Origin of the sequence: Aureibaculum sp. 2308TA14-22 (assembly GCF_040538665.1) — a bacterium.
GTDB lineage: Bacteria > Bacteroidota > Bacteroidia > Flavobacteriales > Flavobacteriaceae > Aureibaculum.
The window spans coordinates 2,096,135-2,108,487 of sequence record NZ_JBEWXT010000001.1 but is presented as its reverse complement, the minus strand read 5'-3'; the positions used below and the strand labels follow the sequence as shown (position 1 = coordinate 2,108,487).

8 protein-coding genes are annotated in these 12,353 nt (G+C 33.3%); 4 read left to right on the top strand and 4 right to left on the bottom strand.

Annotated elements, in window-relative coordinates; all coding sequences use genetic code 11:
* Positions 1-38 precede the first annotated feature (38 nt).
* The 4 genes from U5A88_RS09385 to U5A88_RS09370 all read left to right on the top strand — a co-directional run bounded on the left by U5A88_RS09385 (position 39) and on the right by U5A88_RS09370 (position 6,668).
* Positions 39-428, top strand: a complete 390-nt coding sequence (locus tag U5A88_RS09385) for a hypothetical protein (RefSeq protein ID WP_354205834.1) — start codon at positions 39-41, stop codon at positions 426-428.
* A 70-nt stretch (positions 429-498) separates the two neighbouring features.
* The gene (locus tag U5A88_RS09380) at positions 499-4,815 is read left to right on the top strand and encodes a CusA/CzcA family heavy metal efflux RND transporter (protein ID WP_354205832.1); all 4,317 of its coding nucleotides are present in this window, start codon (positions 499-501) and stop codon (positions 4,813-4,815) included.
* Positions 4,816-4,826: 11 nt separating this feature from the next.
* Complete coding sequence (locus U5A88_RS09375) at positions 4,827-5,951, top strand: efflux RND transporter periplasmic adaptor subunit (protein ID WP_354205830.1); 1,125 nt, start codon at positions 4,827-4,829, stop codon at positions 5,949-5,951.
* Between the two features lie 138 nt (positions 5,952-6,089).
* Positions 6,090-6,668, top strand: a complete 579-nt coding sequence (locus tag U5A88_RS09370) for a DUF3575 domain-containing protein (RefSeq protein ID WP_354205828.1) — start codon at positions 6,090-6,092, stop codon at positions 6,666-6,668.
* Between the two features lie 217 nt (positions 6,669-6,885).
* Here U5A88_RS09370 and U5A88_RS09365 read toward each other — a convergent pair whose 3' ends face one another.
* The 4 genes from U5A88_RS09365 to U5A88_RS09350 all read right to left on the bottom strand — a co-directional run bounded on the left by U5A88_RS09365 (position 6,886) and on the right by U5A88_RS09350 (position 12,344).
* Complete coding sequence (locus U5A88_RS09365; RefSeq protein ID WP_354205826.1) at positions 6,886-7,545, bottom strand: SMI1/KNR4 family protein; 660 nt, start codon at positions 7,543-7,545, stop codon at positions 6,886-6,888.
* 192 nt (positions 7,546-7,737) lie between these two features.
* Positions 7,738-10,566 (bottom strand): M16 family metallopeptidase, encoded by a 2,829-nt coding sequence (locus U5A88_RS09360; RefSeq protein WP_354205824.1) that lies wholly within the window; start codon positions 10,564-10,566, stop codon positions 7,738-7,740.
* Between the two features lie 133 nt (positions 10,567-10,699).
* Positions 10,700-11,308 carry a nucleotidyltransferase family protein gene (locus tag U5A88_RS09355; protein ID WP_354205823.1) on the bottom strand — a complete coding sequence of 203 codons (609 nt, stop codon included), beginning with the start codon at positions 11,306-11,308 and terminating at the stop codon, positions 10,700-10,702.
* A gap of 1 nt (position 11,309) precedes the next feature.
* Entirely contained in the window at positions 11,310-12,344 is a 1,035-nt protein-coding gene (locus tag U5A88_RS09350) for an XdhC family protein (RefSeq protein WP_354205821.1), read from the bottom strand.
* Between the last annotated feature and the right edge of the window lie 9 nt (positions 12,345-12,353).

Sequence of the window (12,353 nt, the reverse complement as noted above, 5' to 3'; positions counted from 1 at the left end):
ACACACCCTTTTTATAAAAATTCGTAACTTTGTAAGTAATGACAAAACTAGTTGCCATAATATTTTCAGGATTAATCCTTTTTCAGAGTTTTAATATTAGTATTGAAGATGTCTCTAAATTAAAGGTATTGCTAGAACATGCGGAATACCATCAAAAAACGTATGGTGATTCTTTTGTAGAATTTTTGGTAGAACATTATAGTGGAGATGATATGCCGAACGGAAATGAACATGAGGAACATGATAGTTTACCCTTTAAAGATGGGAGTAATAATAGTCAACACATTAATTCGCCATTTAATTTTGTCGCATCCAATTTTAATTTAGACTTTACCCCTTTTGTTGCCATTCCTTTAAACTTTTTTTATAAAGATTCTATATCTACTTTTGAAAAACCTTCTGTTTTTCAACCCCCAAAACACGCATAATTTAATATTGATTTAAGTCATTTATTTTAAAGCTATTTTATCATAGCTTGCCTTACTTTATTTATAAATTATGTTAAACAGAATTATCAAGTTCAGCTTAAACAATAAGTTGATTATCCTACTTTTTATAGTATTTATTATTGGCTTTGGCATCTTGTCATTGACTAAAATACCAATTGGTGCTGTGCCTGATATTACTAATAATCAAGTACAGGTAATAACTACTTCCAGAAATTTATCTACACAAGATGTAGAGCAATTCATAACGTATCCTGTAGAATTGGAAATGGCAAATTTGCCTGGTGTAATTGAGATACGCTCCATTTCAAAATTTGGTTTATCTGTCGTTACCATTGTTTTTGAAGATAATATGGGTACCTATTTGCCAAGACAGTTAATTGCGGAGAAGATTAAATCGGCTTTGGAGAAAATTCCTGATGGTTTTGGTAGTCCTGAAATGGGTCCAATTACAACGGGTTTGGGCGAAATTTATCAATACATTTTAGATGTAAAACCAGGTTTTGAATCTCAATATTCTCCGACAGAACTGCGAACCATTCAAGATTGGATTGTAAAAAGGCAACTTTCGGGAATTCTAGGAGTGGTGGAGGTAAATACATGGGGCGGTTATCTAAAACAGTATGAGGTGGCTATAAATCCCACTAAATTAAACGCTATGAATATTGCTATTGCCGATATTTATAAGGCATTGGAAAAAAACAATAGTGTTGCCGGCGGTGGTTATATAGAAAAGTCTAATCAAGCCTTTTTTATTCGTGGTGAGGGCTTGGTGAAATCTCTGGAAGATATTGAAAATATTGTAGTTAAAAATACGCATACCAATCCCATTTATATAAAAGATATTGCCAAAGTAGGTTTTGGTAGTGCCACCAGATTTGGAGCTATTACTGGCAATGGAGAAGGCGAAAAAGTATTGGGACAGATAATGATGCTAAAAGATGGCAACTCAAACGAAATCATTGATGCCGTTAAAAAACGAGTAGCTTCCATTCAAAAGAGTTTACCTGAAGGGGTTTATATCAACGGGTTTTTGGAACGTAGCGAACTGATTGGTAAAACCACATTTACAGTAGCTGAAAACCTCATTTTAGGTTCGCTAATCGTAATATTTGTGGTCGTGCTCTTATTGGGTAATTGGCGTTCAGGTTTGGTCGTGGCTTCTGTAATTCCGCTGAGTTTGCTATTTGCCATTTCATTGATGCATGTTTTTGGTATCGATGCCAACCTCATGAGTTTGGGAGCCATTGATTTCGGGATTATCATTGATGGTTCGGTAATAATTGTGGAATTTATTGCTTTTCGTATTACCTCGCAACGTAAAGAGATTTTATACTTGACCAAAAAGGAAAGACAGGCCGAAATAGATCAAGTTACTTATAATGGAGCATCAAAAATGATGAATTCTGCCATTTTCGGACAACTGATAATTCTGATTGTATTTATTCCGATTCTATCATTAAGTAGCGTAGAAGGAAAAATGTTTAGACCCATGGCATTGACTTTTAGTTTTGCCTTAATTGGAGCTATGTTATTTTGTTTGACTTATGTCCCAGTAATTGCTTCGTTATTTTTAAAACCTAGCACACAAAATGATAAGAATATCTCGGTTAGATTGATGAAGTTTTTGACGAGTTTATACCAACCAATTATTAGTTGGGCACTTTTTCATAAGAAAGTAGTCATTGGTTTTTCGGTACTCCTGTTAATTCTAAGCGGTTGGATATTTAGTAGAATGGGAGGAGAGTTTGTACCAACGTTGGATGAAGGCGATTTTGTAATACAACCCGTTTTAAAAACTGGAACATCGTTAAGTAAGACCATAGAAATCACTACAAAAATTGAGCAAATTTTATTGGATGAATTCCCTGAAGTAGATCAGGTAGTCAGTAGAATTGGTGCTGCCGAAGTACCTACAGATCCCATGTCAATGGAAGAAAGTGATGTCATTATCAAATTAAAACCTAAAAAGCAATGGACATCAGCATCAAGCAAAGATGAGTTGGCAGATAAATTTAAGGAAGCCTTGGCTGTAATACCAGGAATGGAATTAGAATTTACACAACCTATCGAAATGCGATTTAATGAATTAATTACTGGTGTTAGGGCAGATGTGGCCATTAAAATATTTGGTGAAGATTTAGAAATTTTAGCCACCAAGGCCGATGAAATTAAAAGTTTAATTTCTGATGTGGAAGGAGCCTCTGATATCATTGTGGAAAAAATAGAAGGATTACCTCAAATGAGTGTTAATTTTAATAGAACCAAAATTGCCAGATATGGATTAAACATAGCAGATTTGAATCAGGTAATCTCTATGGGTTTTGCAGGTGAAGCGTTGGGTAGTGTTTTTGAAGGCGAAAAACGATTTGATTTGGTATTACGTCTAGATGCTGATTATCGTAAAGAATTAGAAAATCTACGAAGTTTATATGTTGATATACCTAGTGGTCAAAAAATTCCGTTGAGCGAACTGGCTGAAATCAACTATTCTAAGGGACCAGCTAAAATATCTAGAGACGATACAAAAAGGCGTGTAGTAGTTGGTATAAATGTTAGAAATAAAGATTTACAATCGGTTGTTGATGATGTCAGAGCGATTATTGATCAAAGCCTAAAATTACCGGCTGGTTATACCATTACTTATGGTGGTCAGTTTGAAAATTTACAGAGTGCTAAGGCTCGATTAAAAGTTGCAGTACCCATAGCTCTATTACTCATTTTTGTATTACTCTATTTTGCATTTAGTTCTGTAAAGGAAGCATTGTTGGTCTATTCTGCAATTCCACTTGCTGCGGTAGGTGGCGTATTATTATTGTGGATTAGAGATATGCCTTTTAGTATTTCGGCAGGTGTCGGTTTTATTGCCCTTTTCGGAATAGCTGTACTTAATGGAATTGTATTGATAGAACATTTTAAAGATTTGAAAATACAAGGAGTTTCAGATATTAAAGAACGTATCATTCGAGGTACAACAGAACGATTACGTCCCGTTTTATTAACAGCCTCGGCGGCAGCTTTAGGCTTTTTGCCCATGGCAATTTCTACAAATGCAGGTGCGGAAGTTCAACGGCCATTGGCCACGGTTGTCATTGGCGGATTAATAACGGCAACCCTATTAACTTTAGTTGTTTTGCCGATTTTATACGCTTGGTTTGAAGATAAAAAAGAAATAAAAATGAATAAAAAAGGAATAGCAACAGTAATTTTATTGATGCTTTCAATAGGCATATCGGCACAGCAAGAGCCGTTAACTATTGATAGAGCAGTTGCTTTAGCTACAGAAAATAATGCTGAGCTAAAAGCATTTTCCATGATGGTTGAGAAAAGTGATGCACTTATCGGTAGTGCTTTTGATTTTGATAAAACATCGGTTTTTTATAACTATGATGAAAGTAACCTTGGGACAAATAACTTGCCATTACGGGTTTTTGGTGTACAGCAGGATTTTAAGTTTCCCACGGTTTATTTTGCCGATAAAAAGGTAAATAAAGCTGATTATAAGATGCAGCAATCCAATTATAATATCAAATTGGAAACGCTAAAACGCAATGTATATTTGTCATACTACAATGTTGTTTATGCAAAGAACAAAGCCAAAACCTATCATTTTTTAGATAGTTTATACTCCAATTTTGCCAACGCATCCAAACGAAGATTTGAATTAGGAGAAACCAATTACTTGGAAATGATAACGGCAACATCGAAACAAAAACAGATAGAAATGGCCTTAAAACAGGCAAAACAAGAGGTTATTTTGTTAAATGAAGATTTAAAAGCTGTTGTACAGGTAGATAGTCTTTCAGTAGTTAATCAACCTTTGAAAAAGCTAACGTTGCAAAATATTTCCATTGATAAAAATGTTGGCTTGGATTTTTATAAAAATGCTGATTCTTATTATAAAGTTTTACATCAAAGAGAAAAACAAAGTTTATTGCCCGATTTGAGCGTAGAGTATTTTCAAGGCTCAAATAGTTCCTTAAATCAGCAAATGATAGGTTATCAATTTGGTATTAAAATGCCTTTGGTATTTGGAGGGAAAGCATCTAAAATTAAAGCTTCTAAAATAGCTCAGGATATTATTAAGGAAGAGCAAATGGATTTTAAAGCCAAACTATCTGCAAAATATCAAAAACTAATGGCAAAATTGAATCAATATAATGAGGCTGTTGTGTATTACGAAAGTCAAGGAAAACAACTCTCACAAGAAATTATCAAAACCGCCGAAAAGAGTTTTAAACATGGTGAAATCGATTTCTTTCAATACATACAGAGCATAGAAGCGGCAACAGCTATTCAGCTGACGTATTTAGATAACCTCAATAAATACAACCAAACGGTGATTGCTATTAATTATTTAACCTTATAAAAATAACGAAAATGAAGAATCTCTATATAGTATTAATTACACTCTTGTACGCGGCCTGCGGAAATTCAGAAAAACAAGCAAATGATGAGGCAACAATTTCTGATGATAATAAAATTATGGTCACCAAAGCACAATTTGAATCGGAAAAAATGGAATTGGGTACATTTACAGAACAAGATTTTAATAAAAGTATCAAAGTAAATGGAATGATTGATGTTCCGCCCCAAAATAGGGCAAAAGTCAGTACTTTTTTAGGCGGATACATAAAAAGAACCCCGCTGTTAGTTGGTGATAAAGTAAAAAAAGGACAATTGTTGGTAACGTTGGAAAACACCGAATTTGTTGAACCACAGCAACAATATGCCGAAATAATGGAACAACTCAATTATTTAAAATCTGAATACGAAAGGCAAAAAACCTTGTTCGATGAGAGAATCACTTCTCAAAAAAATTACCTACAAGCTGAGAGTACGTATAAAAGTGCAATGGCACAATCGAGTGGGTTGCGACAAAAATTAAGAATGATGAATATTAATCCTAAATCAGTTGAGGAGGGAAATTTCACTTCTCAAATCAATATTTATGCACCAATCGGCGGTAAGGTTTCAAAGGTAAATGTAAGTAACGGGATGTATGTTTCACCTGCTGATCATATCTTGGAAATAGTGGATACTCAACATTTACATTTAGAATTGACTATTTTTGAAAAGGACATTTTAAAAATAAAAAAGGAGCAATTGGTGTTGTATAAAATTCCGGAAGCTTCAGATAAAACGTTTAAAGCCGACGTGCATTTGGTAGGTACCACCGTTGACGAGGCCAACAGAACGGTAAAAGTACATGCCCACTTAGAAAATGAAGATGCTAATTTAATTGTTGGTATGTTTGCTGAAGCTCAAGTTATTATTGAAGCTCAAAAAAGTATGGCCTTACCCATTGAGGCCGTTGGTGAAATTGGAAATGATTTTTATGCTTTGGTATTAAATGAAAAAGTGGATAACGGATATGTCTTTGAAAAAATAAAATTGAAGGTAGGTGAACAAACAGAAGCATATGCTGAAATACTGAATAGTGAAACTTTAAAAGGTAAAAAGATACTAACTAATGGTGCTTTTATGTTGTTAAATGAAGGATAACTTAAAGACATTATCTATTAAAGATATAAATAATAAGCAACCTTTTTTTATTACTGTATCTTCTATGCAGTTAATATAAATCAACCTTATATTGGTATAACTTTTGATACATTAAATACTTATCCTAAAAATCATTCTATGAAGAATCTAATTCTTGTTACTTTTTTATTATTATCCGTAATTACTTTTGCTCAAAATGATGATGATGCACTAGTAAAAAAGCATGAATTAAAAGCCAATGCGTTTAATCTTATTGTTTTTAAATCAGCTGACTTTTCTTACGAGTATTTAATTAATGAAGAATCATCTATTGGAGCTTCATTTCTTTTTAATTTGCAAGATAGAGACAATGATCGTGACTTTGAAGATGGACCTATTTATGAAGAGAAATTTGCTTTTACGCCTTTTTATAGACGTTATTTTTCGAGCAAATATGCATGGGGTTTCTTTTTAGAAGCATTCGGAATGTTTAATGTTCAAGACGATTATGATAACTACGTTTATGATTATGTGCCAGATCCAAATATTAGTATAAATAGAGATGAAACTTCAACTAATGTTGCTTTTGGTATTTCTATTGGCGGTAAGTTTGTTAGCAAAGGCGGTTTTGCTTTTGAAGTTTTTGGAGGTGCCGGAAGAAATGTTTATCAGTCTAATGAAAATTATGCAACTGAAATAGTACCAAGGCTAGGGGCTTCTTTAGGGTATCGTTTTTAGCAGTTTTTTGAGATTTCGATTAACGTTTAGTATATGGCAAGTAGGGCAGTTGAAAGCGATGAACTTTCAAGTTTGTACTGAGCCAAAACGTTGTATTTTGTTTTTAATTTATTCATTCTTAAAAGCCAAATCAACGATTTGGCGGTGTTGGTAAATAGTGCTGAACTTTCGTAAACCATTGAACGCCCTATTTGCTATATACAGTGTTGTAAAGCGTTTATTTTTCTAGCCATTTTATCCACCTGTCCAGCGTTGTTTTGTTAGATAACATGATCTTTTTTTCATAATCATAAAATGGTTCAAATTGCCAATCCTCTGTTCCTACACAACCTAATTGAGTCCATTTATTCATAAAGTCAATAAAGTTTTCGCCAAGAATTTGTCCATGAAAGTCGTCACCTTCATGACTTAAATAAACTACTTGGTTTCCAAATTCCGTTTTTTCACCAAAGGCAATTACATCTCCGTTTGGAACATCTAAAAACGGTACTTTATTATACCATACTTTATCATATTCATCATCGGGATTTGGAAAGCATTCTGTAATCCATCCTCTGATGTTTTTATAGTCATCTCTTAATGTGTCGAAATCCCATAAATAACCCCTTCCTGCACCACAAAATATTTCACGAAATTCTCCCTCAGTTTCTTCACCTTCAATTTGCCAGTCCATTAAAACTCCAGATGAATATTTAGTTAAAACTTCTTTAAAGTCCTCAGGGTATTTTAAATTCAGTTCTTTTTCAAGGATGTCAAATGCCTTTTCTGAAATTGGTTTTTTGATTGTCAAGTCAGAATAGTCCCAGTTTCGTTTCTTGGCTATTCTGAGAATCCACTCAATTCTGCTTATCCATTCATTCCAGATTTCGTTATTCATTTCGTTAACCTTAATGCTTTACAACGTCTTGATATCAAATCGTTTTAATGTTTTATATCTAATGTTAATCGAAGGTCGTTAAAAAATTTAAGAAAGTCAAGTTTAAAAGTAGCGTAATTTAATCTACAACTATTTTATTTTAGTCTTTACTTTTCTGTTTTTAATTATTATTTATACCAAATATTTTGTGAATTACTTGTTTAAAAGAATGGGTTTTCCATATTCTAATTTCTCCATTTTTTCGAGTTGTGTAGCAGCATCACCAACTATTAGATAAATCATTTTATCTGGGTTTATGTATTTTTCTGCTAAAGCTTTAATATCTTTAACGGTCATTGCTTTAACAATATCCTCACGTTGTTTGGCATAATCATCTGCATATCCATAATTGCTAATATTTGTAAGCATATTTAATTTACTTCGTAACGTTTCGAAAGCCCTTGCATTACTTTTTATCATATATCCTTTGGTAATTTCTAAATCATTATCATTATAATTTTTACCATAGTTTTCTAAAATTTCTTTTATTAAACTTGATGATTCATAGGTAACATTAGAACGTACACCACTAGAAATTGAGAATGTGCCTTTAATAGTAGACCCATTAAAACCAGAACCAATACCATAAGTGTAACCTTTTCCTTCACGAAGCTGTTGTGTTAATTGAGAGGCAAAACCTCCACCACCTAAACGATAATTAAGTAATGTGGCAGGATAATAATCAACATCAGTCGCTGCTAATGCTGGATAACCAAATCGTAATATAGATTGTTTAGCACCTGGCACGTCATAAAAATATATTTTTGATGCACCTGGCGTTGTAGGATTAATAATTTCAGGAAACTGAACCATTTTTGGTTTCCAATTATTATTTAATGTTGTAATAGATTTTGAGACTTCATCTTTTGAAATTGCTCCCGCCACATGAATTTTAGTGATATTTGGCGAAATAGATGCTTCGTAATAGACTTTTAAATCATCAATTGTAATGGCATTTACAGAAGTTTCATCACCTAAATTGTCATTGGATAAAATATGATTTTCTCCGTATATAAGTTTATTGAATTGATTGGAAGCAATACTATTTGGTTCAGCTTTTTGACGTTCAATTTGACTTAATATACTTTGCTTTAAAAGATTAAACTCTTTTATGTCCCAACGCGGTTGTAAAATAATTTCCTCAACTAATGCCATTGTTTTTGCATAATTTTTGGCCAGTGTGTTTCCAGAGATAGTAATATTTTCATTGGTAGCATATGTGTTAATTGAGGCACCTAGTTTTTCAATTTCATTTTCAAGTTCTTCAGGTGTCTTGGTTGCTGTACCTTTGGTCATTAATTCTGCTAACAGATTAGATACACCAATTTTATCCTGGTTTTCTAATAACATACCACCTTTTATCTGTATCTGAAATTGTACTAATGGCACTTCATTATTCTCTATTCCAAAAAGTTTTATACCCGATGAAAGTTCGTCTTTCCATACCTCCGGAACAATAATATCTGGACTATCGCCATATGGAGGCTCAATACTCCTATCAAAACTTGAAAGTGTTTTTTCATAGTCTGCAGCTATGCTAGCGTCAAAAGATTCTTCTGCACCTTCAATAATAGGTTCTTCAACAACATCTGCCAATTTTGAATCGGCTAGAGCTAATGCTTTTTGCTCTTTGGGGACAAAACTGGTGGCAACAAAATTTTTGCCCTTTACATATTGATTGTATACGCGTGTTACATCCTCAGCAGTGACATTTAGAATGTTCTTAACGTCTTGATTTACAAATCCAGGGTCACCTGCAAATATTTCATATTGTGCTAATTGAAATCCTTTGCCTAAAACACTAGATAAACTATTGTAAAAACTAGTTTCTTGTCCCGCTTTTATACGGTCTAAATCGGCTTGAGAGATTCCTTCTTTTTCAAAATTTGCAAAACCTTCGTTAATACCGTTCAAGACATCTTCAAGATTAACATCAGAGAAAGCGGTGACTTGAATCATGAACTGACCGGCAATTTCTGAGTTATACTGAAATGCATCAACACCATCCGTTAGTTTTTTATCTTCAACGAGTACTTTATATAATGGTGCTTTTTTTCCTTGCGATAAATAAGTAGCTAATACTTCTAGGGCATAAGAATCATTATGGTATTCATAAACGCCAGGCCATGTTAAGGTGAGACGAGGTACTCTTGCAAAGTTGTCTTCATAGTATAGTTTTTTCGTTTCACTCAGTGTTGCGGGTTGCTTTTCCATTTTTGGAATATCTTTACCTCGCTTTATTTCGCTGAAGTATTTGTCAACCCATTTTTTTGCTTGTACTACATCAAAATCACCAGCAATTGTAAGTGTTACATTATTTGGCACATACCATCGGTTATAAAAATCTTTTACATCTTGTAGCGTTGCATTTTGTAAATCTTCTAAAGAGCCAATAACTTCCCAGCTGTAAGGATGACCTTCAGGATACAAATTCTTATGAATAACGTAAAAATTATGACCATATGGACGATTATCTACACCCTGACGTTTTTCGTTTTTTACAACTTGCTTTTCTTTGGCTAATACTTGGTCAGTTACCGTATTAATAAAGAAACCTAATTTGTCAGCTTCGGCCCAAATCATTTTTTCTAGTGCATCTTTTGGTACCGTTTGAAAGTAGTTTGTTCTGTCTCTACTTGTAGATCCGTTTGCTCCAGAACCACCTATGCGAGCACTCATTTTGTCGAGTCCACCTTTACCTAAATTCTCAGATTCTAAGAACAGTAAATGTTCAAATAAATGGGCAAATCCAGTACGACCTTCAATCTCTCTGGCAGAACCAACATGACTTGTTAAAGCAACTGCCACAACAGGATCTGAGCGATCTATATGAAAAATTACTTGTAGACCATTATCTAGCGTAAATTTTTCAAATTCAACTTTAAATTCTTTAGTTTCGGAAACTTTTTCTTGATTTTTTGTGCAAGAAACAAAAAGGATTAAAAAGATTAGATTAATTGCTAAATAGTTAAAGAGCTTCATATTATTATTTTTTAAAATTGTATTTACTGTTTATATTTAAAAGATTTCAACCTACTGTTTATGAAACTAGTTCAGCAGAATTAATCGAAGGTCGTTAAAATTATTAAGAAAGCCAAGTGTTTTTATTTATTAATCAACTTCCGTATTTCTTAAACAATTCTTGATAACTATCGATAGTATCAACATCTAAAGCAATACCATCTGGATTAACAAAACGGACATCATCCAAATTTTGCTTAATTAGAGCTTTCGCCCCTCTATCTTCATATAAAAATGATAATCGTTCATAATAATTTTCATTAAAAACGGCAGGAACTCCAATGGTTGAATTTTGTTGCGTCGATACTATTCCAGATTTACTTTCTTTAAATTCAACAATCAACTTGTTATAATAAGAAGCAGTTAATAGAGGTTGATCTGCCAAAGCAATTAAAACACCATTAAATTGAGTAGGGGAGTTGTCTAAAAATTGTATAGCACAAGCAATAGATTTTCCTAAGCCTAATCGCCAATCCTCATTTTCAATAATTTGGATATTATAATCTTTAAGTGTTGGAGCAATTTTTTCTTTATTGGCTCCCAAAACCACAAAAACAGAATCAACTTTTGACGATAAACTTTGTTCAATGCTATGTCCGAGTAATGAAGTTTTTTTCCATGGTAATAATTGCTTTATAGCTTTCATTCTAATTGAAGCTCCAGCGGCCAAAATAACCATGGCAATTTTTTGATGAGATTCCAACTTATGCTAAATAATTATCAGAATGAATACTACCCATAGTATTCCGTAAAGATCCAGGGTCTTTTTTGCGGGTCACTGCAAGTATTTCTGCACAAATGGATAAGGCAATTTCTTGTGGTGTTATGGCTCCTATATTTAGCCCTGCTGGACTGTGAATTTTTTCAAAGAATTCGTCATTGATTAAAGGGCACAGCTCCATAATTTCATTTAATAATTTTTCCCGTCGGTTTACCGATCCTAAAATACCAATATACTCTGGAGCTTTATCTTTTAAAGTGATTAAATATTGCAAATCTTTTGCATAACTATGGGTCATTAAAACTATAGCAGTTTCTTCCTTAACGATTGAAGCATCTATTGATTCTGGAGATTCATGTAACACTTTTTGTGCTCCTCTAAAATCAGTAATTGTCTTAGAATCAGATAGTGAAGCAATAACAAAAACATCCCAACCTAAGGCAGCCGCAAAAGAACAAAGTTCAACGGCATCATGTTCTGCTCCGATAATAACCAATCTAAAACACGGTTTTAGTATTTGACTAAAAATTTGAAGAGAAGCATTCCTATTCACTTTAGAGTTTTGGTTAAATGAAAACAACTGTTCGTCATCAAATGAAATTGAAGAACCATAATTTTCGTCAGAGCCAATATCTTTTGAATAAAAGCTATGAATTGAAAAGTTATTGTGATGTTCTAGGCAATTTTTAAAAGTGTTGATGAAAGCAGCTTCAGGATGAAATAGCTCTAGTAAAATATATAAAACGCCTTCACAACCCAATCGATATCGGCCATCATAAGTCATTACTTTAGAGATGCCCGTCTTAAAAACAGAATAGGTCTGTTTTAAAATTTCTTTTTCTACACAACCACCACTTACAGCACCAATCATTTGTCCGTTTTCGGTAATTAGCATCCTTACCCCAGGTTTTCTGTATGACGAACCGTCTAACGCCACAACAGTAGCCACAATGGACTGCAAACCTTTTTCTTCAGCCTCTTGATAGCCTTTTATTATTTTTTTAAATTCGTGCGTCATACTAATATT

What these genes read in the sequence shown, in the direction of transcription:
- U5A88_RS09380 (WP_354205832.1), top strand. Translation starts at nt 499, where the DNA reads ATGTTAAACAGAATTATCAAGTTCAGCTTAAACAATAAGTTGATTATC.
- U5A88_RS09375 (WP_354205830.1), top strand. Translation starts at nt 4,827, where the DNA reads ATGAAGAATCTCTATATAGTATTAATTACACTCTTGTACGCGGCCTGC.
- U5A88_RS09350 (WP_354205821.1), bottom strand. Translation starts at nt 12,344, where the DNA reads ATGACGCACGAATTTAAAAAAATAATAAAAGGCTATCAAGAGGCTGAA.
- U5A88_RS09365 (WP_354205826.1), bottom strand. Translation starts at nt 7,545, where the DNA reads ATGAATAACGAAATCTGGAATGAATGGATAAGCAGAATTGAGTGGATT.
- U5A88_RS09360 (WP_354205824.1), bottom strand. Translation starts at nt 10,566, where the DNA reads ATGAAGCTCTTTAACTATTTAGCAATTAATCTAATCTTTTTAATCCTT.
- U5A88_RS09385 (WP_354205834.1), top strand. Translation starts at nt 39, where the DNA reads ATGACAAAACTAGTTGCCATAATATTTTCAGGATTAATCCTTTTTCAG.
- U5A88_RS09370 (WP_354205828.1), top strand. Translation starts at nt 6,090, where the DNA reads ATGAAGAATCTAATTCTTGTTACTTTTTTATTATTATCCGTAATTACT.